The organism is Burkholderia seminalis, from assembly GCF_001718535.1.
In the GTDB taxonomy this organism is placed as follows: Bacteria; Pseudomonadota; Gammaproteobacteria; order Burkholderiales; family Burkholderiaceae; genus Burkholderia; species Burkholderia seminalis.
The window spans coordinates 1,821,084-1,847,585 of sequence record NZ_CP013400.1 but is presented as its reverse complement, the minus strand read 5'-3'; the positions used below and the strand labels follow the sequence as shown (position 1 = coordinate 1,847,585).

The 26,502-nt window shown below is 67.8% G+C and carries 24 protein-coding genes; 6 read left to right on the top strand and 18 right to left on the bottom strand.

Features of this window, described 5'->3' with window-relative positions:
- Window positions 1-427 precede the first annotated feature (427 nt).
- Together WJ12_RS28910 and WJ12_RS28905 are read right to left on the bottom strand one after the other, a co-directional pair.
- A complete protein-coding gene (locus WJ12_RS28910; protein ID WP_059556718.1) occupies window positions 428-814 on the bottom strand; it encodes an ester cyclase in 387 nt (128 codons plus the stop codon).
- Window positions 815-849: 35 nt separating this feature from the next.
- Window positions 850-1,746, bottom strand: coding sequence for a LysR substrate-binding domain-containing protein (locus WJ12_RS28905; RefSeq protein WP_059556666.1), 897 nt, complete (start codon window positions 1,744-1,746; stop codon window positions 850-852).
- Between the two features lie 497 nt (window positions 1,747-2,243).
- Between WJ12_RS28905 and WJ12_RS28900 the strand changes: the two genes are divergently transcribed.
- From WJ12_RS28900 to WJ12_RS28890, 3 genes are all read left to right on the top strand, one after another.
- Entirely contained in the window at window positions 2,244-3,095 is an 852-nt protein-coding gene (locus tag WJ12_RS28900; RefSeq protein ID WP_059556665.1) for a peptidoglycan DD-metalloendopeptidase family protein, read from the top strand.
- A 210-nt stretch (window positions 3,096-3,305) separates the two neighbouring features.
- Window positions 3,306-4,205, top strand: coding sequence for a class A beta-lactamase (bla, locus tag WJ12_RS28895; protein WP_059556717.1), 900 nt, complete (start codon window positions 3,306-3,308; stop codon window positions 4,203-4,205).
- 107 nt (window positions 4,206-4,312) lie between these two features.
- On the top strand, window positions 4,313-5,185 hold the full coding sequence (locus WJ12_RS28890; RefSeq protein WP_034187999.1) for a LysR substrate-binding domain-containing protein: 873 nt from the start codon (window positions 4,313-4,315) through the stop codon (window positions 5,183-5,185).
- A 36-nt stretch (window positions 5,186-5,221) separates the two neighbouring features.
- Here the strand turns inward: WJ12_RS28890 and WJ12_RS28885 are convergent, their stop codons facing one another.
- From WJ12_RS28885 to sapR, 9 genes are all read right to left on the bottom strand, one after another.
- Complete coding sequence (locus WJ12_RS28885; protein WP_034187940.1) at window positions 5,222-5,557, bottom strand: type 1 fimbrial protein; 336 nt, start codon at window positions 5,555-5,557, stop codon at window positions 5,222-5,224.
- Window positions 5,558-5,920: 363 nt separating this feature from the next.
- Window positions 5,921-6,175 (bottom strand): GlsB/YeaQ/YmgE family stress response membrane protein, encoded by a 255-nt coding sequence (locus tag WJ12_RS28880; protein WP_059556664.1) that lies wholly within the window; start codon window positions 6,173-6,175, stop codon window positions 5,921-5,923.
- A 129-nt stretch (window positions 6,176-6,304) separates the two neighbouring features.
- The gene (locus WJ12_RS28875) at window positions 6,305-7,081 is read right to left on the bottom strand and encodes an ABC transporter ATP-binding protein (protein WP_059556663.1); all 777 of its coding nucleotides are present in this window, start codon (window positions 7,079-7,081) and stop codon (window positions 6,305-6,307) included.
- Complete coding sequence (locus WJ12_RS28870; RefSeq protein ID WP_059556662.1) at window positions 7,078-7,971, bottom strand: ABC transporter ATP-binding protein; 894 nt, start codon at window positions 7,969-7,971, stop codon at window positions 7,078-7,080. Before WJ12_RS28870 ends, WJ12_RS28875 begins: the two co-directional genes overlap by 4 nt.
- 1 nt (window position 7,972) lies before the next feature.
- Complete coding sequence (gene nikC / locus WJ12_RS28865; RefSeq protein ID WP_034187936.1) at window positions 7,973-8,887, bottom strand: nickel transporter permease; 915 nt, start codon at window positions 8,885-8,887, stop codon at window positions 7,973-7,975.
- 66 nt (window positions 8,888-8,953) lie between these two features.
- Window positions 8,954-10,024, bottom strand: a complete 1,071-nt coding sequence (locus tag WJ12_RS28860; protein ID WP_059556661.1) for an ABC transporter permease — start codon at window positions 10,022-10,024, stop codon at window positions 8,954-8,956.
- A gap of 10 nt (window positions 10,025-10,034) precedes the next feature.
- On the bottom strand, window positions 10,035-11,636 hold the full coding sequence (locus WJ12_RS28855) for an ABC transporter substrate-binding protein (RefSeq protein WP_059556660.1): 1,602 nt from the start codon (window positions 11,634-11,636) through the stop codon (window positions 10,035-10,037).
- Window positions 11,637-11,697: 61 nt separating this feature from the next.
- On the bottom strand, window positions 11,698-12,261 hold the full coding sequence (gene ddpX / locus WJ12_RS28850) for a D-alanyl-D-alanine dipeptidase (RefSeq protein ID WP_034187933.1): 564 nt from the start codon (window positions 12,259-12,261) through the stop codon (window positions 11,698-11,700).
- A gap of 17 nt (window positions 12,262-12,278) precedes the next feature.
- Window positions 12,279-13,178 carry a sap1 transcriptional regulator SapR gene (sapR, locus tag WJ12_RS28845; protein WP_034187932.1) on the bottom strand — a complete coding sequence of 300 codons (900 nt, stop codon included), beginning with the start codon at window positions 13,176-13,178 and terminating at the stop codon, window positions 12,279-12,281.
- 399 nt (window positions 13,179-13,577) lie between these two features.
- On the opposite strand from sapR, the gene WJ12_RS28840 reads away from it, so the two are divergent.
- Both WJ12_RS28840 and WJ12_RS28835 read left to right on the top strand, forming a co-directional pair.
- Window positions 13,578-14,834 carry an oxalate decarboxylase family bicupin gene (locus WJ12_RS28840; protein WP_059556659.1) on the top strand — a complete coding sequence of 419 codons (1,257 nt, stop codon included), beginning with the start codon at window positions 13,578-13,580 and terminating at the stop codon, window positions 14,832-14,834.
- Window positions 14,835-14,932: 98 nt separating this feature from the next.
- Complete coding sequence (locus WJ12_RS28835) at window positions 14,933-16,240, top strand: Nramp family divalent metal transporter (RefSeq protein WP_059556658.1); 1,308 nt, start codon at window positions 14,933-14,935, stop codon at window positions 16,238-16,240.
- A 15-nt stretch (window positions 16,241-16,255) separates the two neighbouring features.
- On the opposite strand, the gene WJ12_RS28830 is transcribed toward WJ12_RS28835, so the two are convergent.
- The 6 genes from WJ12_RS28830 to WJ12_RS28805 form a co-directional block, all read right to left on the bottom strand.
- A complete protein-coding gene (locus WJ12_RS28830) occupies window positions 16,256-17,509 on the bottom strand; it encodes a hypothetical protein (protein ID WP_059556716.1) in 1,254 nt (417 codons plus the stop codon).
- Window positions 17,510-17,706: 197 nt separating this feature from the next.
- Entirely contained in the window at window positions 17,707-19,296 is a 1,590-nt protein-coding gene (locus tag WJ12_RS28825; RefSeq protein WP_059556657.1) for an ABC transporter substrate-binding protein, read from the bottom strand.
- 124 nt (window positions 19,297-19,420) lie between these two features.
- Window positions 19,421-19,753 (bottom strand): sugar ABC transporter ATPase, encoded by a 333-nt coding sequence (locus tag WJ12_RS28820; RefSeq protein ID WP_034187928.1) that lies wholly within the window; start codon window positions 19,751-19,753, stop codon window positions 19,421-19,423.
- A 268-nt stretch (window positions 19,754-20,021) separates the two neighbouring features.
- Window positions 20,022-20,351: a hypothetical protein gene (locus WJ12_RS28815; protein WP_059556656.1), complete on the bottom strand. Its 330-nt coding sequence runs from the start codon at window positions 20,349-20,351 to the stop codon at window positions 20,022-20,024.
- Between the two features lie 179 nt (window positions 20,352-20,530).
- Window positions 20,531-22,090 carry a DHA2 family efflux MFS transporter permease subunit gene (locus WJ12_RS28810; protein ID WP_034187926.1) on the bottom strand — a complete coding sequence of 520 codons (1,560 nt, stop codon included), beginning with the start codon at window positions 22,088-22,090 and terminating at the stop codon, window positions 20,531-20,533.
- 399 nt (window positions 22,091-22,489) lie between these two features.
- Window positions 22,490-23,392 (bottom strand): LysR family transcriptional regulator, encoded by a 903-nt coding sequence (locus WJ12_RS28805; protein ID WP_059556655.1) that lies wholly within the window; start codon window positions 23,390-23,392, stop codon window positions 22,490-22,492.
- Window positions 23,393-23,538: 146 nt separating this feature from the next.
- On the opposite strand from WJ12_RS28805, the gene WJ12_RS28800 reads away from it, so the two are divergent.
- Window positions 23,539-25,569 (top strand): FUSC family protein, encoded by a 2,031-nt coding sequence (locus tag WJ12_RS28800; protein ID WP_059556654.1) that lies wholly within the window; start codon window positions 23,539-23,541, stop codon window positions 25,567-25,569.
- A gap of 5 nt (window positions 25,570-25,574) precedes the next feature.
- On the opposite strand, the gene WJ12_RS28795 is transcribed toward WJ12_RS28800, so the two are convergent.
- Entirely contained in the window at window positions 25,575-26,495 is a 921-nt protein-coding gene (locus WJ12_RS28795) for a bestrophin family protein (protein WP_059556653.1), read from the bottom strand.
- Window positions 26,496-26,502 lie beyond the last annotated feature (7 nt).

Genomic DNA, 26,502 nt, shown 5'->3' with positions numbered 1-26,502 from the left:
TGACCGTCGCCTTGCAACCCTGATCCCTGAAGGCGGACGGCCTGAATCACAACTCGAGCGGGCAAGCGTTTCCCCCGCGCGGACCGTGGCCGGCGTCGCGCCGATGAATTGGAAAACGTTTTCCAAATTTAGGCATCGCGCGGTGCGATGTCAATGAACTTTCACGTCGGAGGCGCCGGTGAAAACCCGGATGGTGGGAATGACCGGACAGGTGCGCGAATCAGAATTTCGCGAAAATCACGCAAGATATTGCCGATGGGCGAGCGCGTTTCATCCTGGGTGCGGGCGGTGGCGTGGCAAACGGCAGGGCTGAACGACGGCACGCTCTTGGCCAGTCATGAGAGAAAACGTTATCCAGAAGAGCCGAAGTGCATCAGGCGGGAAATCGGATCGCCGATCCCGACCGGCAGCGGCTGCCGCGACGGGGTTAAAGCTGTGCCTCGATCGCGGCCTTGTCGATCACCGACCAGACCTGGCGGATCTTGCCGTCATGAAACTCGTAGAACACGTTCTCGGCGAACGTGACCTTGCGGCCGTCGACGGCCAGCCCCATGAACGTTCCTTTCGGCGAACAGGCGAAACGCAGCCGGCACGCGACGCGCGGCGGCTCGCACGCGAGCAGCCGGATCTCGAAGCGGAGATCGGGAATGTCGCGGTAGTCCCGTTCGAGCATCGCGCGGTAACCGGCGAGGCCGAGCGGGCGGTCGTTGTGGATCACGTCGTCGGCCACGTATTCGCCGAGCGCCTGCCAGTCCTGCCGGTTCAGGCAGTCGATATAGGCGCGATAGCGGGTGGCGAGATCGGTGTCGGTCATGGTCATGGCTCCGAGTATCGACGAGACCGCATGCGTCACCGCGACGCTGCCTCGCCGGACAAGAATGCGACGAATTCGCGCGTGTACTTCGGCAGCGCGTCGAACGAGCGCGCGCAGAGCGTTAGTTTCCGGTGACTCCACGGATCGGACAATTCGACGAGTCGCACGTCCATCGTCTGCATCGCGCGCTCGGCCGCATGACGCGACACGATGCCGATGCCCACGCCGCTCGCGATCACGCGGCAGATCGCATCGAAGCTCTTCAACTGCACGCGATAACGGATCCGCTTGCCGAGCGCGCGCGCCTGGTCGGCGAGATGCACCTGCAACGCGCTGCCGTCGGTGAGGCCGATGAAATCCTCGCCGGCGATCGCGTCGAACGCGACCTTCTCGTGCGACGCGAGCGGATGCGCGGCCGGCACGACGACGATCAGCCAGTCCTCGCGGAACGGCTTCTGTTCGAGCCCGCCGAGCCCGACCGAATCGGCGACGATGCCGACCTCGGCCGTCTTGTTGCGGATCGCATGCACGATCTCCTGGCTCGAGCGCTCCTCGACGCTGACCGACAGCTTCGGGTGATGCGGCAGGTAATTGGCCAGCGCGTCGGGCAGGTATTCGCTCAACGATGCCGTGTTGCACAGCAGCCGGATATGGCCGCGCAGCCCCTGGCCGTATTGCTGCAGTTCGCCGCGCATGTGGTCGATCTGCTGCAGCACGGTGCGCGCATGGTGTTCGAGCGCGCGGCCCGCGTCGGTCGCCTGCGCGCCCGACTTGGTCCGGTGCAGCAGCGGCACGCCGAGCTCGTCCTCCATGCCGCGGATGCGCTCGCTCGCGGCCTGCAGCGTGATGTGCGTGCGCTCCGCGCCGCTCGTGATCGTGCCGGCTTCGCAGATGTTCAGGAAGAGCCGCAGGTCGGTCAGGTCGAAGCGCATGATGGGCGGGGCGTGAGGACGTTGTCGAATGGCCGATAAGTTAGCAGGAACCGCCGCGCCGGTCTCAGGCGCAGCCTGAGGCCCGCTTCGACGGTTCCGTATTTCCGGGGCGCGATCGATGGCCGATCATGGCTGCACATCAACCGGGGAGCCTGTCATGCAGATCGATTCGTCATGGGGCGTGTCGTTCAAGATCGCGCTGCATCTGTTGTTCCTGTGCATCGGCATCGCGTGGGCCTGTGCCGAATTCGTCGGATGGTTGCGTTGAATCGAGTACCTATCGAGGTTGATCCTTCATAGTTTTTTGAAACGAAAATTCTTCCGCTTTCCTGCAAAAAGACCATCAAGTTTTTCCGAAGCGGACCGTATTACCGGTATCGAATGCCGGCCGGCATCCGGTTCGTGATCGTTTGTCATCATTGTTTGCATCCGGTTACACGTCGGCCGTTCCGTTTTTGAGATGCTTGAAAGATTGTCAAACCGGAGTCGGATCGTCCATGAAAACGCGCGAGATTCACCGCAACGCGGCGTGGCTGCCGGGCCTGGCAGCCGCGCTCGTCATGGCCGGTTGTGCAAGTACGCAGTCCGTCCCGCCGAGCGACACGCTCGCGGGCCCCACGTCGAACCAGCCGGCTTCCGCTCCGTCGGCGGCCACGTCCGCCGCGCTGCCGCCGGCGCCGATTCTCGTCGCGCAAAAGTACGTCGTGAAGCGCGGCGACACGCTGACGGGCATCGCGTCCGCGAACGACTGCAGCGTTGCCGACCTGCGCACCTGGAACAAACTGGCCGCGCACGGCAGGCTGCGCATGGGGCAGGTACTGCGCATCGTCAAACAGCAGCCGTTGCCGCCGGCCGGCGCGGCCGGCACGCAAACCGCGGCGGGCAACGGGGCCGCAGGGAGTCAGGCAACGTCGCAGACCACCGCATCGAACGCGAGCGACCGGCAGGTCGTCAAGGAAACGAAACGGCATGCGGGCGGGGTCGCGCTCAAGTGGCCTGCCAACGGCAAGATCGTCGACGGGTTCCGGCCGGGGCAGAACCGCGGCATCCAGATCGCCGGCCGACCGGGCGACCCGGTGCGCGCCGCGGCCGACGGCCGTGTGATGTATGCGGGCACCGGCCTGAACGATTACGGCAGCCTGATCATCGTCCAGCACAACGCCGATTTCCTGACCGCGTATGCGCACAACCGCAAGCTGCTCGTGAAGACGGGCGACATCGTGCGCCAGGGTGACGCGATCGCCGAGATGGGCGACCTCGACAACTCGCGCGTCGCGCTGCTGTTCGAGGTGCGGCGCGACGGCAAGCCGGTGAATCCGATGCCGTACCTGCCTTCGTCGCAAGGGTGACGCGGGGCCGTTTTGCTGGAACGTGGCGGCGCTCGCTGCTACGCTAGGGGCTGTTCATGCGCGTCCCGCGCATGGCGGGGCCGACGGGCGTCATTCGGGGATGCGCGGCGAATGCCGTCGCGGGCCGGCCGTCGGCATGAACCGGCGCGCTTCGTCGAAGCGCGCCCGCGTTGCTTCGTGCCACCGTTTCCGACAGAACACACCGCATTCATGGAACATTCTCCGACACGCCGCTCGCTGTTGCTTGCCGCCGTTGCCGCACCGTTCGTCGCCGCGTGCACGTCCGCGCCGGTCGCCGACCAGGGGCGCGCCCATACCGCGCAGGCCGAACTGGCCGCGCTCGAAAAAGCCTCGAACGGCCGGCTCGGCGTCGCCGCGCTCGATACGTCGAATGGCGTGCGCATCGCCCATCACGCGCGCGAACGCTTCCCGCTGTGCGGCACCTACGCGGTCATGGCGGCCGCCGCGATGCTCGCGCGCGGGTCGCTCGATGCGTCGCTGCTGCCGCGCCGCATCCTGTATCGTCGTTATGAAGTCGTGTCGGGCTCGCCGATTACCGAAAGCCGCGTCGACACGGGCATGACGATCGCGCAGCTGTGCGAGGCGATGCTGCAGGCCGGCGACAAGGGGGCGGGGAACCTGCTGATGGGCGTGCTCGGCGGCCCGCAGGCCGTCACGTCGTTCGCGCGCGAGAGCGGCGACACGACGTTCCGCCTCGACCACTGGGAGCCCGAACTGAACCGGGCCGCGCCCGGCGACGAACGCGACACGTCGACGCCGGTCGCGATGGTCGACACGCTGCAGCGATTGCTGCTCGGCGATACGCTGCACGAGCCGCAGCGTACGCAGCTGACGGAATGGATGGCCGGTGGCGCGCGCGGCGCGACCGGCATCGCGGCGGGCGTGCCGCCGGGCTGGCGCGTCGCGGACAAGGCCGGTACGGGCGGCTACGGCACGACGACCGATGTCGCGGTGCTGTGGCCGCCGTCGCGCGCGCCGATCGTGATGGCCGTGTCGTTCACGCAGCAGCGGGCCGACGCGGCGGCCCGCGCGGACGTCGTCGCGTCGGCGGCGCGCATCGCGGCGGGTGCGTTGACCGCGACGGCCTGACCGTCCGGCGTCTCGCGCAACGCGCACGTTTGGCTTATCGTGTCGGTCTGTGCGCGCCGGTGTCGGCGCGCGGCCCTTTCGCGCCGTATTTCCGTTTCCCGTTCGCCATGCGCCGACTTCCGCCCCTGCACGCGTTGCAGATCTTCTCGACGGTGGCTCGCCACCGCAGCTTCACGCGCGCGGCCGAGCAGCTGTGCATCACGCAGGGCGCGGTGAGCCGGCAGATCCAGACGCTCGAGGCGCACTACGGCTTTCCGCTGTTCAAGCGGCATGCGAAGGGGCTCACGCTGACGGCGGAGGGCGAGCAGCTGCTGCCGGTCGTCAACGAGAGCTTTGCGCGGATCGAGGACATCTCGATGAAGCTCACGCGGCAGCGCACCGATCTCGCGCTGAAGGTGCCGACCTGCGTGATGCGCTGGATGCTGCCGCGCATCATGCGCTTCCAGGGCGAGCACCCCGATCTCCATGTGCAGATCACGACCGCGTGGCAGCACGTCGTCGATTTCTCGACCGAGCCGTTCGATGCGGCGGTCGTCTACGGCACGTCGCCGGGCCCCGGCGTATTCGCGCTGCCGCTGTTCGACGAACGGCTGACGCCCGTCTGCGCGCCCGAATTGCGGCAGGCGTCGCCGCTCGATACGGTCGGCGATCTCGCGCGCCATACGCTGCTCCATCCGACGCGCGACCATCGTGACTGGCGTGCGTGGCTCGACCATGCGGGCGAGCGCGGCGTCGATCCCGCGCGCGGGCCGACGTTCGACACGCTCGATCTCGCGACGAACGCGGCGATGCAGGGTTTCGGCGTCGCGATCGGCGACGTGACGCTCGTCGACGACGACGTCAGCGCGCGCCGGCTCGAACGGCCGTTCGACATCGTGCTCGAAACCGGCGCGCGCTACTTCTTCGTGTATCCCGAAACCATCGGCAGCCAGCAGAAGATCCGCGCGTTCAGCGACTGGATCGCGCGTCATCGCGACTGACGGGCGGCCACGGCGGCGGGCGCCCGACGGCGGATTTTACTGGTAGGTCACGACGGCGATCATCGGCGCATGATTGCTGCCCGTACGCTCAGGTAAAACGATTGCGCGCGAGGCCTGCGTAAAGGTCGTGGTCTTGATCGTGCGCAGGCTGGCCGCGTCGACGAACGCGACTTGTCCGCTTGCCGGACGCGGGCAGTCGGGGCGCACGTGTGCGTGGGCGACATCGGCCGTATCGAGCGCGAACGAGCAGGGCGGCTCGACGATCATGCCGGAGAAGTGAATGATGCCGGACGTGCCGCCGGCAAAGGACGAGGACGTGGCCAGAAGCGAGCCAGCCAGGACGAACGAGGCGGCGAACAGGCGATGCTTCATGACAGGCTCCAGAGAGGAAGCGCGTCGCAGCGGGGCCGCTCGGGTGGCAGTCCGTCAACGCTGCGATGCTGTATGCGTAAACGGCAAAACCATCGGACCTCTTGAATCGAAAAATGGAAATAAAGGGAATAAGCAAACCGCGCGTTATTCCTTCAATCAATTTATCTCAAATTTGCGCGCCCGCAAGTCGGGGATTCGCCGGTCGCGTACGCTCGCTGGAAGACCATTGGCGGATGGGGGAGCGTGCCGTTGAATCGTTGCGAAGCCAACGAGTCGGTAGTTACCCGGTCTCCGGCTCGCCACAAGCAAAACGGCCGCTCTGACGAGCGGCCGTTTTGCATTGACACGACGCGAGCGCGGTGTTCAGCCTGTGCGCTTGCGGATCGCGCCGACGACCACGAGCAGCACGATCGCGCCGATGATGGACGCGATCCAGCCGGCGCCCTGGCCCGGCGCATACCAGCCGGCGGCGCGGCCGACGTAGCCGGCGACCAGCGAGCCGACGACGCCGAGCACGACGGTCATCAGGATACCCATCTTGTCGTCGCCGGGCTTGAGCGCGCGGGCGAGGAGGCCGACGATGAGCCCGACGACCAGGGTTTCGATGAATTGCAGCATGAACGCCTCCCTATTGCGATTGAGCTGTTGATGAAAGGAAATGGACCCGCGTGGCGCGCAAGGGTTCCATGCAACGGCCAGCCGGCGCGTGGCGTGCCGAGTATCGCACGCCGGCGCGTCGCGCGGATGTCAGTTCGCCGGTGTTTCAACCACCGGGTCGAGACGGCGGTAGCCTTCGGTCGCGTTCAGCAGCGTGCGCGTGTAGTCGCGTGCGACCTGTCCTGCCCGCACGTCCTCGACACGGAGCTGTTCGACGATCTCGCCGTGCTGCATGACCGCGACGCGCTGGCACAGGAAGCCGATCACCGCGAGGTTGTGGCTCACGAGGATCATCGTCAGTTGGCGTTCGCGATGCAGGCGGCGCAGCAGGTTCAGGATTTCTGCCTGCACCGACACGTCGAGCGCGGACGTCGGTTCGTCGAGCAGCAGCACGCGCGGTTCGACGATCAACGCACGCGCGATCGCGACGCGCTGCCGCTGGCCGCCCGACAACTGGTGCGGATAGCGAAAACGGAACGCGGGGCCGAGGCCGACCTCGGACAGCGCGCGGGCGATGCGCGCATCGGCGTCGCCGATCGCATGGATCGACAGCGGCTCGCGCAACGTCTGGTCGACCGTGAAGCGCGGATGCAGCGACGCGTACGGATCCTGGAACACCATCTGCACGTGGCGGCGGAACGCGCGATCGGGCGTGCCGCCGACCGGCCGTCCGTCGATCGACAGGCTGCCGGACGCGAGCGGCACCAGGCCCGTCAGCGCACGCAACAGCGTCGACTTGCCGGAACCCGATTCGCCGACGAGCCCGAACACTTCGCCGTCGCGCACCGCGAAGCTCGCATCGCGCACGGCGTCGACGTGACCCGTGCGGGTCGGGAAACGGATCGATGCGTGATCGACGTCGATCATCGTGCTGCCTCCTGTCGGCCGGCGGGCTCGAGCCACGCCGGATCGCGGCGCAGCACGGGCAGTTCGTCGGGCGGGTTCGCGAGCGGCGGGGTCGCCGCGAGCAGCCCGCGCGTGTAGGGATGCGAGGCGTCGCGCAGGTCGCGCGCGGCGCAGGTCTCGACCACGCGGCCCGCATACATCACCGCGACGCGGTCGCAGAACGACATCACGAGCGGCAGGTCGTGGCTGATGAACATCAGGCCCGTGCCGTGGCGCGCGATCATCGCGTCGAGCACCGCGAGCACCTGCATCGACACCGCGACGTCGAGCGCGGACGTCGGTTCGTCGGCGATCAGCAGGCGCGGGCCGGTCGACACCATCATCGCGATCATCACGCGCTGGCCCATGCCGCCCGACAATTCATGCGGATACGCATCGGCGACGCGCGCCGGGTCGCGGATCTGCACGGCGGAGAGCGCGTCGACGATCCGTTCGCGCAGCGCGCGGCCGCGCAGCCCGGGCTCGTGCAGACGAAACGCTTCGCCCATCTGCTTCGCGACTGTCATCACCGGGTTCAGCGAATACTTCGGGTCCTGCAGGATCATGCCCATCTGGCTGCCGCACAGCCGCCGGCGCTCGCGCGGCGACATCGCGAGCAGGTCGTGGCCCGCGAAGCGCATCGTGCGCGCCGACCAGCGGGCGGCGTCGGGCAGCAGGCCGAGCAGCGCGCGGCCCGTCAGCGACTTGCCGGAGCCCGATTCGCCGACGATGCCGAGCCGTTCGCCGGGGGCGAGCGTCAGCGACAGGTCGCGCACGGCGTCGGTGACGACGCCGTCGTGGCCGCGAAAGCCGATCTTCAGCCCGTCGATCTCGCAGAGCGGGGCGGGCGCGGGGGCGGTATTCGTCGGCATGTCATGCTCCATGGCGGGGATCGAAGACGTCGCGCAGCCCGTCGCCGAGCAGGTTGAACGCGAGGCTCACGAGCAGGATCGCGATGCCGGGCAGCGTCGCGACCCACCACGCGTCGAGCAGCACGTTGCGGCCCGATGCGACCATGAAGCCCCATTCGGGGCTCGGCGGTTGCGCGCCCAAGCCGAGAAAGCCGAGGCCCGCGACGGTCAGGATGATGCCGGCCATGTCGAGCGTCGCGCGCACGATCACCGACGACATGCACAGCGGCATGATGTAGCGCAGCAGGATGCGCGGGCCCGACGCGCCCTGCAGCCGGGCGGCGTGGATGTAGTCGGCTTGCGCGATGCGGATCGTCTCCGCGCGCGCGAGCCGCGCATACGCGGGCCACGCGGTGATCGAGATCGCGACGACCGCGTTGATCACGCCGGGCCCGAGCGCGGCCGCGAACGCGAGTGCGAGCACGATCTTCGGGAACGCGAGCGCGATGTCGGTGATGCGCATCAGGACGCTGTCGACGAAGCCGCCGCAATAGCCGGCCGTGGTGCCGATCAGGAGGCCGATCGGCACCACGATCACGACGACGAGCAGCGCGATGCCGAGCGTGAGGCGCGAGCCGGCGATCAGCCGCGAAAGGATGTCGCGGCCGAGCTGGTCGGTGCCGAACCAGTGCGACGGCGAGCCGGGCGGCAGCAGCCGGTCGGACAGCACCTGGCGCAGTGGGTCGTGCGGCATGATCAGCGGGCCGATGATCGCGACGACGATCAGCGCGACGAGGATCGCGAGCCCGAACAGGTTGAGCGGATTGGTGGCGAACCGGCGCCAGCGTCGGTACGCGAGGCCGAGTGCGGCCTGCGAGCGCGACGCGGGCGCATCGGACAGCAGCCACGCGCGCGGCGTGAGGCGCTCGGTGTTCATGATTGGACGACCTTCGGCATCGGCGATGAAAGAAGCGGGGGGAAAGCGGTCATGTCGGCGTAGCCCTCAGCGCGCACGCGGATCGAACACGCGGTAGAGCGCGTCGGTCAGCAGGTTGACGGTGATGAACATCGCGCCGATCACGAGCGTCGCGCCGAGCACCGCGTTCATGTCGGCGTTCAGCAGCGCGCCGGTCAGGTACGAACCGAGCCCCGGCCACGCGAACACGATCTCGGTCAGCACCGAGCCTTCGAGCAGGTTGCTGTACGTAAGCGCGATCACGGTCAGCAGCGGCACCGCGATGTTGCCGAACGCATGCCGCCAGATCACGCGCCGTTCCGACAAGCCCTTCGCGCGCGCGGTGACGATGTATTCCTGACTCAACTGGTCGAGCATGAACGAGCGCGTCATGCGGCTGAGATACGCGACCGAGTAGTAGCCGAGGATCGCGGCCGGCAGCGCGATGTGCGACACCGCGTTGCGGAACACGTCCCACTCGCCGGCGAGCGCGGCGGCGATCAGCAGGCTGCCCGTGCGCGGGTCGACCATCCCGTCGTACACGGGGTCGAGCCGGCCGGGCCCGCCGACCCAGTGCAGCCGCGCGTAGAACAGCAGCAGCCCCATCAGCCCGAGCCAGAACACGGGCACCGAATTGCCGATCAGCCCGACGAAGCGCGCGATGTGATCGATCGGCCGGTTGTGCTTCACGGCGGCCGCGACACCGAGCGGCACGCCGATCGCGATGCCGATCAGCGTGGCGATCGTCGCGAGTTCGAGCGTGGCCGGGAACACGCGCCGGATGTCGTCGAGCACCGGGTTCGCGGTCAGCAGCGACACGCCGAGATTGCCGTGCAGCACGTCGCGCACATAAATCATGAATTGCGTGGCGAGCGGCTTGTCGAGCCCGAGCGCGATGCGTTCGGCCGCGTATGCGTCGGCCGACGCGCGATCGCCGAGGATCGCGAGCACGGGATCGATCGGCACCTTGCGGCCGATCACGAACGTCAGCGCGAGCAGCCCCGCGAACGTGACGGCGAGCGTGAGCGCCCAGCGCAGCCCGCGCAGCGCCCAGCGCACGGCCGGGCGACGCGCGGGCAGCGTGCGCAGTGCTTCGAGTGAGGAGGCGGGAGTCGACATGCGGCGAATCTTATTGCTTCTTCAGGTTGCGGTACGACACGAGATCGTTGATCGGCCCGACCTCGAGCCCGCTCACGCCGGGCCGTGTCGCGACCTGCGCGACTTTCTCGAACATGATCACGAACGGCGAGTGCGCGAGCACTTCCTTCTGCATCGCCTGATACCGCTGCGCGCGTTTCGCGGCGGTCGGCTCGGCGAGCGCGGTGTCGGTTTCCTTCGTCAGTTGCGGGATGTCCCAGCTGTTGCGCCAGGCCAGCATTTTATAGCTCGACTTGTCGGAGTTGTCCGGATTCCACGCGAAACCCTGCGCGTTGCTGTGCGGATCGATGTAGTCGGCCGACCATTCGCCGATGTAGATGTCGTGCTGGCGCGCGCGGTATTTCGCGAGCGTCTGCTTGTTGTCGCCGGGGATCAACTGCACCTTGATGCCCGCCTGCGCGAAGTTCGCCTGCACTGCCTGCGCGATTTCCGTGTACGGATAGTCGTTGCGCACGTCCATCGTCACCGAAAAGCCGTCGGGCACGCCGGCCTTCGCGAGCAGCGCCTTCGCTTTCGCGACGTCGAGCTTGTAGCGGTTCGCGTTCAACGTGCCGAGGAAGCCTTCGGGCAGGAAGGTCTGGTGCACCTTGTAGGTCGTCTTCACGACGTTGCCCTGGATGCCCGCATAGTCGACGAGCCATTTCAGCGCTTCCTGCACGTCGGGCTTCGCGAGCGTCGGGTTCTTCGTGTTCAGGCCGAGATACAGCAGCGTCGCCTGCGGCGAAGCCGATACCTTCGCCTTGCCCGATTTCACGACCGACGCCAGATCGTCGGGGCTCAGGTCGCGCGCCGCGTCGACGTCGCCGTTTTCGAGCAGCAGGCGCTGGCTCGCGGCCTCGGGCACGTGGCGCAGCACGATGCGTTTCATCGCGAGCGGCAACCGGTAGCCGTCGAAGCGCTGCAGCACGAGGCTGTCGCCGGCCGTCCACTTGACCAGCCTGTACGCGCCGGAGCCGGCTTCGTTGGTCTTCAGCCACGCATTGCCGAAGTCGTTGCCTTGCTGATGCGACAGCAGCAGCTTCTTGTCCAGCACCGACGCGGGCCACGAGCCGAGCACGTTCAGCACGAACGTCGGCGCGTACTTGCGGTCGGTGGTGACGGCAATCGTCTGGTCGTCGAGCTTCTTCACGTTCGCGACGACGTTCGCCTTCGTCAGGCCGATGCCGGTCAGCACGGCGGCCGGGCCCTTGTCGAGCAGCACCGCGCGCTGGATCGACCAGGCGACGTCGTCGGCCGTCAGCGGATTGCCCGAGTGGAACTTGAGGCCCGGGCGCAGCTTGAACGTATAGGTCTGGCCGTCGGTGCTCACCGTCCACGACTGCGCGACGTCGCCGTTGAATTTCGACGGATCGCGCAGGTCGACGCGCACGAGCCGGTCATAGGTATTCGCGACGTATTCTTCCGGCACCAGTTCGTAGATCTCGCCCGGGTCGAGCGTCGTGAATTCGTCGAGCAGCGTGGCCATCACGAACATGTCCTTCGGTGTTTCCGCATGCGCGGCGCAAAGCGGAACGGCGGCGAGAACGGCCGCGGCGGCCAGCGCCGCGACGAGTCGGGATGTCGGGAATTTCATGGGCGCTCCATCTGTCGTTGAAGTCGTTGAACGTGAACGGTGAGGGGGACGTGCATCGTCGTTACATCAGGCGCCACGGGCCGCTTGCCGCGTCGTCGATCTGCGGCAGCGCGTGCGAGCCGGGCAGTTCGTAGTGCCACCATTCGCTGTCGATGTGCGCGAAGCCGGCCGCGTGCATCACGCCGAGCAGCAGCAGGCGGTTGCGTTGCACGGCTTCAGGCAGCCCGGCGTGGAAGTGACCCGACGCGGCGACCATCTCGTCGAAACCGGTACCCATGTCGAGCGGCTCGCCGTTCGCGGCGACGAGCGTCAGGTCGAGTGCGGTGCCGCGGCTGTGATTCGAGCCGCGGCCGAGATCGGCGATGAAGTTCGGGTCGGGCAGGAAATCCCACAGGACCTGCTGCGCCTGCGGCGGCCGGTACGCGTCGTAGACGCGCAGCGTGAAGCCGGCTTGCGCCGCGATGTCGACCGCCCGCCGCAACGCGGCCTCGGCCGGCGCCAGCAGCAGGCAGTGCGCATGGCGGTAGATCGGCTTGCCGGTCAGGTTGCGGTCGGTCGCGTAGACGAGATCGATGTCGACGCGATGCGTGGCGGGCGTGATTTCGACGAGGCGGTGATCGTTCATCGGCAGGGCGGTCTCGCTCAGGATTCGAATTGGTCGAACGTGCGCTGCAGTTCGCGGTTGCGTTCGACGCGGCGGTCGATCGCGGGGCCGAGGCGGTCGACCACGGCCGTGATCAGCAGGTTGAACAGGCAGGTGAGCGGCGCGAGCGAATCCCAGAACTGGCCGACATCGGTCTTCACCTGCAGCAGGTCGGACGGCCAGTCGCGCGCCCACGGGCACGACAGGTCGGTGACCAGCGCGAACGGCTGCCCGCGCTCGGCGGCCGCCTGGCAATAGCGGCGCGCGCCGCGCGAATACGCACGCGTATCGGTAACGATGCAGTACGGCCGCTCGAATTCGGAGTTCAGCGAATCGACGTACGAGCCCGACTGGCCATCGGAATAGAACACGCGCGGGCGCAGGTATTCGAGGTAGCTGCTGAAGGCGTTGCTGATGCCGCGCGTCGACTGGATGCCGAGGATGAACACCGCGTCGGCCTGTGCGATCCGGTCGGCGACCTGCGCGAACACCGGGCCTTCGGCGAGCCGGTACACGTGGCGGATCGCATCGAGCTCGCGTTCGAGCGACAACGCGAGCGCGCGTTCGCCGCGGCGGGCGCCGTCGTTGCCGCCGACATCGCCGTCGACCGAGTACGTGCCCACCGTGCGGCGGTATTCGTCGAGCCGGTCGGTGATCATCCACGGACGATCGCTGCCGCCGCGCAGCTCGCGCTTCAGGTCGTCGAGATTGCGGTAGCCCACGCTGCGCAGGAAGCGCCCGACCGAGATGCCGCTGGTGCCGGCCTGCTGCGCGATCTGGTCGGCAGTCTCGAGCCCCAGACGGTCGAGGTTCGCGAGCATGTAGCTCGCGATGCGCTTGGCGGTCGGTGTCAGCTCCGCGTAGCGGGATTCGACGGTACGGGCGAACGCGCAAGTCATCGGCTGTTAGATCGTTGTCGTTTGGTGATCGAATGTCATCTATCTGACAAAGCCAAAATCATTCGCGCCAGCGGATAAAAACTATGGTGTGAGGATGGGTGATAGGTGCGCGACGAACCGGCGTTCGCACGGCTCAACCCCTGAATCGCCGATCGATTGGCGGATCGTTCGCCTTGAATGTCGCGGTGAGCCGTTCCGCCAGTCGTGTCCCGCGGTATCGCGATTATTACAAAATTAAAGCGAATCACATTAAATCATTAATTCAGGTCAATAATTCATTTAAGTTTTGCGTCGATTTGGATTTAACTTGCGTGACGGGATGTTCGATTTTCGATAATCCGAAAACGGCATGTATTCCGTAATGGGAATTCGCTCAATCGAAATAATGAAGAGGCAATCATGACGAATCTTTCTCGACGCAAGATGCTGGCGAATACGGCTGGCGCCATTGCCGCCGCAGGCCTTGCCGTAACGGCCAAAGCCGCGTCGTTCGGCAATCCGGACAGTCCGCCGGAAGGGGCGGTCAACGCGCGCAACAAACAGGGATTGACCGACCCGGGGCCACAAAATCCCGCATTGGCGAATCAATTTCCGTCTTTCCAGGATCCGCCTGCCACCGATATCAACGGGATGCCGTTATTCTGGGCGTCTTTCAATAATGCCCATAAACGCATTCAAAACGGCGGGTGGGCGCGCGAGGTCACGCAGGACGATTTTGCGATTTCCGAAACCATTTCCGGCGTCAATATGCGCCTCACGCGCGGCGGCATTCGCGAGATGCACTGGCACCAGCAGGCCGAGTGGGCAATCATGCTTGACGGCCGCTGCCGGATCACCGTGCTCGACGAACTCGGGCGGCCGTCGGTGCAGGACGTCAAGACCGGCGATCTCTGGTATTTCCCGCCGGGCCTGCCGCATTCGCTGCAGGGCCTCGGCACCGACGGCGCCGAATTCCTGCTCGCGTTCGATAACGGACGCGCATCGGAATTCAATACGCTGCTGCTGACCGACTGGGTCGCGCATACGCCGCCGGACGTGCTCGCGCTCAACTTCGGCGTGCCGGCCGACGCGTTCAGGAACATTCCGCTCGACAACCTGTGGATCTTCCAGGGCGACGAACCAGGCCCGCTCGCGGACGCGCAGCGCGCATCGGCCTCGTCGGCCGGCGCGCCGCCGCATCCGTTCATCTTCTCGCTCGGCGACATGAAACCCGTCAAGAAGACGCGCGGCGGCGAAGTGCGGATCGCGGACAGCACCAACTTCAACATCTCGACGACGGTCGCGGCGGCGCTCGTCACGGTCCATCCGGGCGGCATGCGCGAGTTGCACTGGCATCCGAACGCGGACGAATGGCAGTACTACCTGCAGGGCGAGGCGCGGATGACCGTGTTCGACACGGGGCCGAAGGCGCAGACGGCCGACTTCCGCGCGGGCGACGTGGGCTACGTGAAGAAGAGCCTCGGGCACTACGTGCAGAACACCGGCAAGACCGATCTCGTGTTCCTGGAGATCTTCAAGACCGACCGGTATGCGGAGGTGTCGTTGTCCGACTGGCTCGCGCATACGCCGCCGAAGCTCGTCGAAGCGCACCTGAACGTCGCGCCCGACGTGATCGCGCGGTTTCCGCGCAACCGTCCCGACGTCGTGCCGCTGTAACGCGGCCGGCGCGCCGCGGCCGGCGGGCGGCAGGCCGGCCGTGGCGTCCGCTTCCACTTCCACTTCCACGTAAGCCCCTATCCGAACGGAACCTCACCATGATTCCCGTCACGAGCAAAACCGCCGGCGGCTTCGCGCTGCCGGGCGCGTCTCCCGAACGCATCGACGGCGCGGCGCGCGCCGCGCTGGAAGGCCGCCGCACCGGTATCGCCGCGCTGCTGCCGTTCGTCGGCCCGGCCGTGATCGCGTCGATCGGCTACATGGACCCCGGCAACTTCGCGACCAACATCCAGGCCGGCGCCGCGTACGGCTACCGGCTGCTGTGGGTCGTGCTGGCCGCGAACGCGATCGCGATGCTGTTCCAGGCGATGTCCGCGAAACTCGGCATCGTGACCGGCCGCAACCTCGCCGAGCTGTGCCGCGACCGTTTCCCCGCGCCGGTCGTGCTGGGCATGTGGATCGCGTCGGAAATCGCCGCGATGGCGACCGATCTCGCCGAATTCCTCGGTGGCGCGCTCGCATTCGGGCTGCTGTGCCACCTGTCGCTGTTCGCCGGGATGATCGCGACGGCGCTGGCGACCTGCGCGATCCTCGCACTCGAGAAGCGCGGCTTCCGGCCGCTGGAAGCCGCGATCGCGGCGCTGGTCGGCGTGATCGGCGCGTGTTATCTCGGCGAACTGCTGATCGCGCCGCAGGACTGGCATGCCGCGGCGTTTCATCTGGTCGTCCCGCAGATTCCGGATCACGCGGCGCTGACGATCGCGGTCGGGATCATCGGCGCGACGATCATGCCGCACACGCTGTATCTGCATTCGGGCCTGACGCAGGATCGCGCCGCGCCGCGCGACGACGTGGAACGGCGGCGGCTCGTGCGTTTTTCGAACCGCGAGGTCGTCGTCGCGCTCGGGCTCGCCGGGTTCGTGAATCTCGCGATGGTGATGATGGCGTCGTCGGCGTTCCATGCGAATGCGCCGGGCATGACCGACATCGGCGACGCGTATCACACGCTGATCCCGGTGCTCGGGCCGGCCGCCGGCGTGCTGTTCCTCGTCGCGCTGCTGACGTCGGGCGTATCGAGTTCGGTGGTCGGCACGATGGCCGGGCAGGTCGTGATGCAGGGCTTCATCCATCGCCGCCTGCCGGTGTGGGTGCGCCGCGCGGTGACGATCGCGCCCGCGTTCGCGGTGGTCGCACTCGGCTGCGACGTCACGCGCGCGATGGTCGCGAGCCAGGTCGTGCTCAGTTTCGTGTTGCCGATACCGATGATCGCGCTGTTGATGCTGTCGGCGCGCGAGGACGTGATGGGCGCTTATGCGATGCGGATGCCGCTGAGGATCGTCGCCGGCGCGGCGACGGTCGTGATCGTCGGGTTGAATGCGTACCTGGTGTGGGCGGTGTTCAACTGAGCGGCGGCGGGGCGGCTACTGCTGCATGTCCGGCGCCTCGCGCAGCCGCCAGATCGCGTTGCACTGCTGGCCGCCGAGGCTCGTCGCGCGTAGCGTGACGACGGTGCCGGCGGCGACCTGATACCAGAAATGCGCCATCAGCTCGGTGCCTTTGCGCTGCGCCTGCCCGTCGACCAGCACTTCGCACCGCAGCGGCGACGGCGAACCGGACGGGTGCGTGACGTAGACGTTCAGGCGCGCGATGTCGCGGGTCGCGGTGAACACGACTTCGTGGTTGCCGCTGCCGACGAGCATCGTGCCGCCCGGTTCGTCGATCGCCTGCAGGTAGGCGCCCGCGCTGCCCTCGATCGCGGCGGACGAAACGGTCAGCCCGGCCGATCGCACGTAGTCCGCCGCGGCGATGCGTGCGGCGACCGCGCCGGAGGGCACCGGGGTGCCGTCCGACAGCGCGAACGGCGCGCCGTCGCGCAGCGCGGCGTCGGTGTGGTTCGCGTAGTAGCGCCACCGGTCGAGGAAGCGGATGTCGCCGGTCATGTGCAGCGCGCGGATCGGTTCGTCCTGGTAACGGAGCGTCGTCGTACCGCTGCCCGCGTCGAACGATTCGTGAATGCCGTACTTGCTGACGAAGTTCTGGACCGGGTCGAGCAGCGCCGTTTCGCCCTGGGCGCTCCACAGATGCAGGAACGTCGTGTCGATCCCGAAGCACGCCAGGAAATCGGTGCCGACGCGCGCGAGGCAGTCGCGCAGGTGAGCGGCATAGCGTGCCCATGCGTCGGTGGTCCCGGCCACGAGCCCGGCCTGCAGCGCACCGCCGTGGCGGGCGGTGACCGCGTCGACGACGAGGCGCCAGTGATGGTCGCGCCGCTCGCCGATCAGCGGCGTGACGACGAACGTGCAGAACAGCGGGTCGGGGCACACGTGAATCCGGTCGTCGCCGATCCGCGAGAACAGGTCGAATTGCGGCGCACAGAACCAGATGTCGGCATCGTACAGCGCGAGCTTGCGGATCTGCGGGTTGCGCGCGCAATACCCGGCCGCCTCGATGAAGCGGCCGACCGGCAGCGCATACGCGTCCGACGCGTCGATGACGTCGACCGACTGGCTCGCGAGGATCTGCCGCTTGCGCTCGGACAGCCCGTAGCCGATCACCGCGATCCGTCCGTCGTAGCCGGTCTGCCGGAGCGACAGCAGGAACGGCACGAGCATTTCGTACCACGCGCGGTTGTTGTCGTTGATCGCTACGCAGACCGCGTGCTCGCTCGGATGCATGTTCGGTTCCCGTTGTGCGCACTCGGGCGTGCGCATCCTGTCCTGGTTGGTGACGCGAATCCGGTGACGTGGATCACCGCCGGGCGCCGCCGGCCCCGGTCATTGTAGATCGGCGCCGCCGCGCTACATAGCGCCGGCGCCGCGGCCCATGGCGATTACCCGCGCGCCGGCAGGGCCGGGCACGCGGGCCGCCGCGATTATTTCGCGAGCGTGCGGTATGACACGAGGTCGTTGATCGGCCCGATTTCCGGCCCGGTCGCACCGGGGCGCGTCGCGACCTGCACGACCTTCTCGAACATGATGATGAACGGCGAGTTCGCGAGCACGGCCTTCTGCAGCGCTTCGTAGCGCTGCGCGCGCTTCGCGGGCGACGGCTCGACGAGCGCGGCCTCGGTGTCTTTCGTCAGTTGCGGAATATCCCAGCTGTTGCGCCACGCGAGCATCTTCGTCGGCGATTGATCCGAGTTGTCCGGATTCCATGCGAAGCCGCGCGCGTTGCTGTTCGGGTCCATGTAGTCGGGCGACCATTCGCCGATGAAGATGTCGTGCTGGCGCGCGCGGTACTTGCCGATCGCCTGCTTCGCATCGCCGGGGATCAGCTTCACGCGGATGCCGCCCTGCGCGAAGTTCGCCTGCAGCGCCTGCGCGATCTCGAGGTACGGATAGTCGTTCGGCATGTCCATCGTCACGTCGAAGCCGTTCGGCAAGCCGGCCTTCGCGAGCAGCGCCTTCGCCTTCGCGACGTCCTGCTTGTACGGCCGCGCGTTCGACGTGCCGAGGAAGCCTTCGGGCAGGAAGGTCTGATGCACCTTGTAGGTCGTGCTGACGATGTTGCGCTGGATGCCGTCGTAGTCGACGAGCCATTTCATCGCCTGCTGCACCTCGGGTTTCGCGAGGTTCGGGTTCTTCGTGTTCAGGCTCAGGTACAGCAGCGCGGATACCGGCCACGACGCGACCTTGATCTTGCCGGCCTTCGACAGCGCGGCGAGGCTGTCGGGGCTCAGGTTGCGCGCGGCGTCGGCGTCGCCGTTCTCCAGCAGCAGCCGCTGCGCGGACGCTTCGGGCACGTGGCGGAGCACGACGCGCTTCATCGGGTACGGCGTGCGGTATTTCTCGAAACGCTGCAGCACGATGCTCTCGTTCGGCGTCCACTTGACGAGCTGGTACGGGCCCGAGCCCGCATCGTTGGTCCGCAGCCACGCGCTGCCGAAATCGTTGCCCTGCTGGTGCGACAGCAGCAGCTTCTTGTCGAACACCGAGGCCGGGCACGCGCTGAACACGTTGAGCACGAAGCTCGGCGCGTACTTGCGGTCGGTTTCGAGCACGACGGTCTGCGGATCGACCACGCGCACCTTCTGCATCACGTTCGCCTTCGTGAGGCCGAGATCGGCGAGCACGCCGGCCGGCCCCTTGTCGAGCAGGATGGTGCGCTGCAGCGACCATGCGACGTCGTCGGCGGTGACGGGGTTGCCGGAATGGAACGTGAGGCCGGGGCGCAGCTTGAACGTGTAGGTCGTGCCGTCTGCGCCGACCGTCCACGATTGCGCGATCTGTCCGTCGAAGCGCGTCGGATCCTTCAGGTCGACCCGCACCAGCCGCTCGTAGGTGTTCGCCACGTATTCGGACGGCACCAGCTCGTAGATCCCGCTCGGGTCGAGGGTCGTGAATTCGCCGAGTTGCGTGGCGACGACGAAGATGCCGGGCGGCGTGGCAGCCTGCGCCGGCAGCGCCGGAACAAGCGCGACGAGCGCGGCGCTGACGAACAGCCGGGACAGCAGGTGCTTCATGCGGGCTCCATCGAGAGGGAATCGTGGTGCGATTCTCTCATCGACGGCCGTCCGGATGAAAATATTCGGCGCGCGCGGTGCGGCGCGCGGCAGTCGGCCGGGCGGGTGCCCGGCGCGGGGGGCGTCAGATCGCGCAGCGCGCGATCGCGAAGCGCATGGCTTCCTCGGCCGGTTCGTTGCCCGAGCCGCGCACGACCTTGACGACCGAGCCGTTGCCCGACGGCGTCAGCGTGACGAAGTAGGAATTCGAGCCGACGGCGATATCGGTCACGCCGTTGTGCTGCGATTGCTCGGTGCCCGACAGGCGGCTGTCGAGGCAGTTCGCGATGGCGTAGGCCGGACGTTGCGACGACACGTAGATCATCGGTGCGGCACCCGACGAGGCCGAGTCGGACGAGGGCGCGGAACCGCAGGCGGCGAGCAGGGCGGCGGGAAGGAGCAGCAGGAATCGTTTCATGGTCGGTCGTCGGGTGTCTCGTATCGAGGCTGGGGCGCGGGGTAGGCGAAACGCGAAGCTTCGCGACGAAACCGCCCGGAATCGGGCCGTTTTTGACGGACGACGATGCGACAGGCGGCTGACGACGGAGTATACCCGCAGCATCTGACGCCGTTCGCGCGTTGAAACGATTCGATACAACCAGCCGATCGAACAAGCACCCGCTGCCACATCGCGGCAGCGGGCGTTTCAGGTGATGGCGAATGGGCGCTTGCCGGTGTTGTCGCTGTTATTGGCCGATCTTGTTGCCGACCGCATTGTCCTGCTGGTTCAGCACGTGCTTTTCGCTCTTCGTGATGTGGCCGTGATCCTGCGCGGCCATGTCCCGCTCTTCCCGGCGGATCTTGCGGTCGTCACGGTGCAGGCGCGCGGCCCGGGCGTGCGACATCTCGCCTTCCGTCACTTCGTGATGGATGCGGCGATGCTGGTTCGCGAGGCGCCGGTTGACCGCTTCGCGGCGCGGATGCGCTTGCTGCCACGGCGTTTCGGCGAACGCGGTGCCGGTCAGGACCGACATCAGGGTGGCGGCAATCGCGATTTGACGGGTCAGGGCTCGCATCGTGTTTTCTCCTGTCGTTGCGCCGTCCCTCTGGAGGAGCGGCGCATGACGAAAAAACGCGGTACGGGTGCCGGCTGTTGACGTTTCCGCCTGTATCGATTGCAAGTCTTTATTACGTCGCTAGGTGGCGGCCCGGGCCCGGCATGCGCGGCACGAGGCCCGGCCGCAACGGCCGCGGATCAATGCGCGCCGGCCGCCGCCGCATCGGCATCGCCGCCGCCCGAGCGCGCCGGTTTCGTGATCCAGATGAGCGGGATGATCGCGATGAAGATGATCGCCGACACGTAGAAGATGTCGTTCAACCCCATCACGGCCGCCTGCGAATCGACCGATGCGTTGAAGAACGCGAGCGCCGAATCGGGACTCAGGTGCAGCAGCGAGCGTGTCGTGTCGACCTGTTGCGTGAAGACCGGGTTGGTGACGCTCGCCTGTTCGGTGAGCCGCACGTGATGCAGGATCGTGCGGTCGTTCCACGCGTTGCTGATCAGCGACGTGCCCACCGCGCCGCAGAACGTGCGGCCGAAATTCGACAGGCCGGCCGCGGCCGGGATCTTTTCGGGCGGCAGCCCGGACAGGATGATCGACGTCAGCGGCACGAAGAACATCGCCATCGGAATGCCTTGCAGCAGCGTCGGCAGCACGAGGTCCCAGCGCGACACGTCGGTGTAGAACGTCGTGCGCATCATGAACACGACCGCGAAGCCGACGAACGCGAGCGTCGCGATATAACGCGGGTCGGTGCGTGGCAGCAGGCGTCCCATGACCGGCGTGAGCAGGATCGCGAACAGCCCGAGCGGCGCGGTCGCGAGCCCCGAATCGACCGCACGGTAGCCGAGATAACCCTGCATCCATTGCGGCAGCAGCACGAGCGTGCCGAAGAACATCCCGTACGCGACCGAGATCGCGATCGTGCCGCCCGCGAAGTTGCGCTGCGTGAACAGCCGCAAGTCCACGATCGGGTTGGCCTCGTACAGCTCCCACACGAGGAAGAACGCAAAGCCGATCAGCGCGACGATGCCGAGCGCGACGACGACGGGCGAGTTGAACCAGTCGAGATCCTTGCCCTTGTCGAGCATGATTTGCAGCGACGCGACCCACAGCACGAGCAGCAGCAGGCCGACCGTATCGATCGGCAGGCGGCGCGTGGCCGATTCGCGGTCGCGGAACACGATCCATGTGACGGCCGCCGCGAAGAAGCCGACCGGAATGTTGATGTAGAAGATCCACGACCAGTTGTAGTCGTACGTGATCCAGCCGCCGAGCGACGGCCCCGCGATCGGGCCGACGAGCGCGGTCATCGACCACAGCGCGAGCGCGCTCGACGATTTCTGCCGCGGCCAGGCGCCAAGCAGCAGCGCCTGCGACAGCGGCGCGAGCGGCCCCGCGACCGCGCCCTGCAGGATCCGTGCGGCGAGCAGCGTCGGCAGGTTCGGCGCGATCCCGCACAGCCACGACGCGAACACGAACAGCAGGATCGACGTGACGAACAGGCGCACCTGGCCGAAGCGCTGCGTGAGCCAGCCGGTCAGCGGAATCGACACCGCGTTCGCGGCAGCGAAGATCGTGATTACCCACGTGCCTTCGTCGACCGAGACGCCGAGGTCGCCCGAGATCGTCGGGATCGCGACGTTCGCGATCGACGAGTCGAGCACGTTCATGAACATGGCGAGCGATACCGCGATCGTGCCGATCGCGAGCTTGCCGCCCGACAGCGGCGCCTGGGGTGACGGAGATGACATGGTGTTCCTGCGTGATGAAAGGTGGCCGGGCGGCGCGCGCCGTCGGCCGCGCGCGCGACGCGTGTGCGGGCGGGCCGCGAAGCGGACGGCGCGATGCACCACGCGCGGGCGGCCCGGCAAACGGGGCCGTCCGCGCGCGGCGTGCGGTTCAGGCGTTCGATCGGATCGGCGAAGCCATGACGGGCTTCGGGGCGCGGGCAGGCCGGTCAGGAAGGCGCGACGCGCGTGACGCGGCGGCGGGCAGCGCTCGCGTGGCTGCCGTAACGTGTGTGGCGATTTTTCATGGGCACAGGCTAACGATGCGGCGAACGGCGATCAACGCTCGCGCGCTCATTAATTCCTTTCGTGCGCCGCAATAATGCAGCCGGCCCGCCTCGATGGCCGGTCGCGCGATGCCGGTTACGGCGACGCGCGCCACGCGGTGAAGACTTCCGTCAGGAATTCGACGAATGCGCGCACCTTGCTGTCGAGCGTCGCGCGCTTCGGATACAGCGCGTGCAGTTCGACGTCGTTGGTGCGGTGCCAGTCGGGCAGCACGATTTCGAGTTCGTTGTTCGCGAGCCGCCGCGTGGTGAAGTGCGTGGAGATCAACGCGATGCCGCCGCCGCTCGCGGCCTGGCGCAGCACCGTGACCGATTCGTTCGAGATCAGCACGGGCCGCACCGGCACATCGGCCACGTCGCCGGCCGCGTTGGTGAGCCGCAGCGTCAGGCCGGGCGTGTCGCGGCCGACGAACAGGATGTCGTGATCGGCGAGGTCCTGTGGTGTCTGCGGCCGGCCGGCACGGTCGAGATAGTGCGGGCTGGCCGCGAGTTTCGCGTGCGACCAGCCGAGCGAGCGCGCGACATAGCCGGAATCGGTTAGCACGCCCGTGCGCAGCGCGACGTCGAAGCCGTGCTCGACGAGGTCGAGCGCGCTGTTGTCGTAGATCAGCACGAGCTGCACCAGCGGGTAGCGTCGGCGAAACTCGGCGAGCGCCGGCTCCAGTTCCAGCAGGCCGATCGCGTAGGGCACCAGCACGCGCAGCGTGCCCTCGGGCTCGGTGCGCAGCGCCCGCGCCTGGCGGTCCGCGTCGAGCAGGATTTCCTCGGCGCGCAGGCAGCGTTCGTAATAGTCGCGCCCCGCTTCGGTGACGGACACGCGGCGCGTCGTGCGGTACAGCAGCTGGACGCCGAGATCGTCCTCGAGCTGCCTGACCTTGCGGCTCACGCGGCTGAGCGGCATGTCGAGTTGCGTGGCGGCGGCGGTGAAGCTGCCGCGTTCCACCACGCGCAAGAATATCCGGATGCTTTCGAGGTCCATACGGGGCGTTTCAGGGTTCGGCCTGCGCGCATCTTACCGTCGCGCGCCGGATCGCGGCGGGCCGCACCGATTATCCTGCCCGGTGCAATAACGCATCCCGCCGCCGCCCCGTAGTGGCGGCCCGCGCGCGATCGTATGCTCGCCGGATGAAATTCGCTTTCCCCAGCGTGCCGCCGTTCGCGGCCGTCCGGGCCGCGCTGCGCGACGCGCGCCCGATGTTGCCGCCCGGCGCGCTCGCGTTCGCGCTGCGCAATACCGCCGCGTCGTTGCTCGCACTCTATATCGCGTTCCGGATGAATCTCGACGATCCGAAATGGGCCGCGTCGACCGTGTGGATCGTCGCGCAGGGCAGCCGCGGGATGGGGCTGTCGAAGAGCCAGTACCGGATTCTCGGCACCGCGATCGGCGCGGCCGTCGCGCTCGCGCTGACCGGTGCGTTCGCGCAGACGCCCGAGCTGTTCCTGCCGGCGCTCGCCGCGTGGATCGGGCTGTGCGCGGGCGTCGCGACGTTCCAGCGGAATTTCCGCGCATATGCGGCGGTGCTCGCCGGCTATACGGCCGCGATCATCGCGATGGATGCGGTGTCCGCGCCGCTGCATGCGTTCGACATCGCGGTGGCGCGATTCCTGTATGTGGTCGTCGGCATCCTGTGCGGCGCGCTGTTCGAAACGGTGTTTGCGCCGGGCGCGCCGCTGAACGATGTCCGCACGCGGCTTGCGCGCTATCTCGACCGCGCGGTGACGCTCGGCGCGGGCGCGCTGCGCCGTGAGCCGAACGGGGCGGCCGTGCACCGCCTGTTCGCGGATGCGCTCGAACTCGACACGGCGGCCGAGTATGCCGCGGCCGGCGCGCCGCCGGTGCGCAACGCGATCGGCCATCTGCGCGCGGCGGCGCTGGGCGTGCTCACCGCGCAGGCCGCCGGGCAGGCGATCCGCGAGCATGCGGCGCGCGCCGGCGACGCGCCGGATCCGCTGATCGACGAAGTCGCGCGCGTGCTGGACGGCGTCGCTGCATCGGACACCCCGGGGCACGCGATCGCGGCGTTGCGCGCGCGCGTGGACGACGCACTGCACGCGGCGGCGGCCGCGCAGCGCGGCCCGGACACGTCGCGCCTGCTCACGCTCGACCGGCTGGCGGCGCTGCTCGCCGGGTTCGAGCGCGCGTTCGCGAGCCGGGCGCTGCTCGACCGGCCGGAGCCGCCGCCTTCGCGCGTGCGCTATGCCTTTCACCACGATCCGGTGCTCGCGTGGCACAACGGGATCCGCGCGTTCATCGCGGTGCTGGCCGCATCGGCGATCTGGATCGTCACGGCGTGGCCGTCGGGCGCCGGCTTCGTCGCGATCACGGCCGTGGTCGGCGCGCTGTTCTCGACGCGGCCGAACTCGGTGCGCGCGGCCGTCGGTTTCCTGAAAGGCACGGCATGCGCGGCGGCCGCCGGCGTCGTCTGCAACTTCGTCCTGTTGCCCGCGGTGTCGGGCTTCGAGATGCTCGCGACCATCCTCGGCGTGTTCCTGGTCGCCAACGGCGTCACGATGCGTCATCCGCGCACGGCCGCGATGGGCAGCGCATTCGCGATCTTCTTCTGGAATTTCACGTCGCCGGACAATACCGCGCGCATCGGCGATGCCGCGTTCCTGAACAGCGCGCTCGCCACCATGCTCGGCATCGCGTTCGGCGCGCTGATCTTCGCGCTGGTGTTTCCCGGCGATCCCGGCACGAGCCGGCGGCGGCTGCATCGTGCGGTGCGCCGCGACCTGGCCGGCATCGCACGCGACCCGCGTGCCTGGTCGGAGAGCGTGTGGCTGAGCCGGACGGCCGACCGTCTCGCGCGCGAACTCGGTTTCGCGGGCAGCCTGCCGCAGACGCTGATCGAGCGCGACATGCGCGACCTGCTCGCGATCTGGGGAATCGGCGACAGCCTGCTGTCGCTCGCCGCACTGGCCTCGCGCGAGCCGACCGTGCGCCGTGCGGTGGCCGTGGTGCGCGGCCGCGTCGCGCGGGCGGAATTCGCGCGGCTCGACCGGACCTGCGACGCGGCGGCGCGCGTGCTGCGGCGGCGCGCGGCCGGTCGCGCAGGCGATGCCGCGCAGGCGATGCTGCGCGGTGTCGTGCTGGTGCGGCGGATCGCCGACGCAGCCGCCGAGCACGGCCGTTTCCTGCGCGGCCTCGGCGACTGAGCGGTTCAGGTGAGGCGGTATGCGCGGCCGGGCGTCACTTCGGCCGGCAGCGGCTCGCGGTTCAGTTCGAGCAGCGTGCGTTCGATCTGGCGCGTCATCGCATCGAGCGCGAGATGGTTCGGCCCGTCGCCGAACGGCTCGGCGATCGCATGCGCGATCGCGTCGAGCGCGATCAGCGTATAGGCGACGAACACGGTGACGAACGGTGTCGCCGCGCCGATCGAGTCGACGAGGCCGAACGGCAGCAGCACGCAGTACGCGTAGATGGTCCGGTGCAGCAGCACGTCATAGGAAAACGGGATCGGCGTCGACGCGATCCGTTCGCAGCCGCTCACCATCGCGACGAGATCGTCGAGGCGCGCGTCGAGCATCCACAGGCGCGTATCGGCGAGGCGGCCCGCGTCGGCGCGTGCGGCGAACGCTTCGCGCAGCGCGTGCACGATGACGATCGGGCGGAACCGGGAGCCGGCGACACGCGCATGAGTGGCCTCGTCGAGCAGCCCGCGCAGGTCGGCGGCCGGATCGGTGCCGCGCAGTTGATGCTTGAGCGCATAGACGAAGGCGACGACCTGCCGCACGAAGGCGCGCCGCGATGCGTCGTCGCGGTCGACCGCACCGTAGCAGAGCGCCTGCGAGACCAGCGTGCGCGCGGCGGTCAGGACGCCGCCCCACAGTTGCCGGCCCTCGCGGTAGCGTTCGTAGCTCGCGTTATTGCGAAACCCCGCGAAGATCGCCAGCGTGAGCCCGATCAGCGTGAATGGCGTCGGGTTCAGCGGCACCTTCTCGCCGAGCACGCGGCCGCCGCCCCACACCGCGACGAGGCTGATCGCGAGCGTCAGCACGAGCTGCGGCAGGATGGTGGGCAGCACCGAGCCGTTCCACACGAGCAGCATCCGCAGCCAGTGCTCGCGCGGACGAACGATCATCGTCGCG

Excerpts from the sequence above, each read along its gene's own strand:
- WJ12_RS28855 (WP_059556660.1), bottom strand. The coding sequence starts at position 11,636 with ATGAAATTCCCGACATCCCGACTCGTCGCGGCGCTGGCCGCCGCGGCC.
- WJ12_RS28870 (WP_059556662.1), bottom strand. The coding sequence starts at position 7,971 with ATGCCGACGAATACCGCCCCCGCGCCCGCCCCGCTCTGCGAGATCGAC.
- sapR (WP_034187932.1), bottom strand. The coding sequence starts at position 13,178 with ATGACTTGCGCGTTCGCCCGTACCGTCGAATCCCGCTACGCGGAGCTG.
- WJ12_RS28835 (WP_059556658.1), top strand. The coding sequence starts at position 14,933 with ATGATTCCCGTCACGAGCAAAACCGCCGGCGGCTTCGCGCTGCCGGGC.
- WJ12_RS28910 (WP_059556718.1), bottom strand. The coding sequence starts at position 814 with ATGACCGACACCGATCTCGCCACCCGCTATCGCGCCTATATCGACTGC.
- WJ12_RS28840 (WP_059556659.1), top strand. The coding sequence starts at position 13,578 with ATGACGAATCTTTCTCGACGCAAGATGCTGGCGAATACGGCTGGCGCC.
- WJ12_RS28905 (WP_059556666.1), bottom strand. The coding sequence starts at position 1,746 with ATGCGCTTCGACCTGACCGACCTGCGGCTCTTCCTGAACATCTGCGAA.
- WJ12_RS28800 (WP_059556654.1), top strand. The coding sequence starts at position 23,539 with ATGAAATTCGCTTTCCCCAGCGTGCCGCCGTTCGCGGCCGTCCGGGCC.
- WJ12_RS28825 (WP_059556657.1), bottom strand. The coding sequence starts at position 19,296 with ATGAAGCACCTGCTGTCCCGGCTGTTCGTCAGCGCCGCGCTCGTCGCG.
- WJ12_RS28820 (WP_034187928.1), bottom strand. The coding sequence starts at position 19,753 with ATGAAACGATTCCTGCTGCTCCTTCCCGCCGCCCTGCTCGCCGCCTGC.
- ddpX (WP_034187933.1), bottom strand. The coding sequence starts at position 12,261 with ATGAACGATCACCGCCTCGTCGAAATCACGCCCGCCACGCATCGCGTC.
- WJ12_RS28860 (WP_059556661.1), bottom strand. The coding sequence starts at position 10,024 with ATGTCGACTCCCGCCTCCTCACTCGAAGCACTGCGCACGCTGCCCGCG.
- WJ12_RS28875 (WP_059556663.1), bottom strand. The coding sequence starts at position 7,081 with ATGATCGACGTCGATCACGCATCGATCCGTTTCCCGACCCGCACGGGT.
- WJ12_RS28900 (WP_059556665.1), top strand. The coding sequence starts at position 2,244 with ATGAAAACGCGCGAGATTCACCGCAACGCGGCGTGGCTGCCGGGCCTG.
- WJ12_RS28830 (WP_059556716.1), bottom strand. The coding sequence starts at position 17,509 with ATGCATCCGAGCGAGCACGCGGTCTGCGTAGCGATCAACGACAACAAC.
- WJ12_RS28810 (WP_034187926.1), bottom strand. The coding sequence starts at position 22,090 with ATGTCATCTCCGTCACCCCAGGCGCCGCTGTCGGGCGGCAAGCTCGCG.
- WJ12_RS28880 (WP_059556664.1), bottom strand. The coding sequence starts at position 6,175 with ATGCTGCAATTCATCGAAACCCTGGTCGTCGGGCTCATCGTCGGCCTC.
- WJ12_RS28815 (WP_059556656.1), bottom strand. The coding sequence starts at position 20,351 with ATGCGAGCCCTGACCCGTCAAATCGCGATTGCCGCCACCCTGATGTCG.
- nikC (WP_034187936.1), bottom strand. The coding sequence starts at position 8,887 with ATGAACACCGAGCGCCTCACGCCGCGCGCGTGGCTGCTGTCCGATGCG.
- WJ12_RS28890 (WP_034187999.1), top strand. The coding sequence starts at position 4,313 with ATGCGCCGACTTCCGCCCCTGCACGCGTTGCAGATCTTCTCGACGGTG.
- WJ12_RS28795 (WP_059556653.1), bottom strand. The coding sequence starts at position 26,495 with ATGATCGTTCGTCCGCGCGAGCACTGGCTGCGGATGCTGCTCGTGTGG.
- WJ12_RS28805 (WP_059556655.1), bottom strand. The coding sequence starts at position 23,392 with ATGGACCTCGAAAGCATCCGGATATTCTTGCGCGTGGTGGAACGCGGC.
- WJ12_RS28885 (WP_034187940.1), bottom strand. The coding sequence starts at position 5,557 with ATGAAGCATCGCCTGTTCGCCGCCTCGTTCGTCCTGGCTGGCTCGCTT.
- bla (WP_059556717.1), top strand. The coding sequence starts at position 3,306 with ATGGAACATTCTCCGACACGCCGCTCGCTGTTGCTTGCCGCCGTTGCC.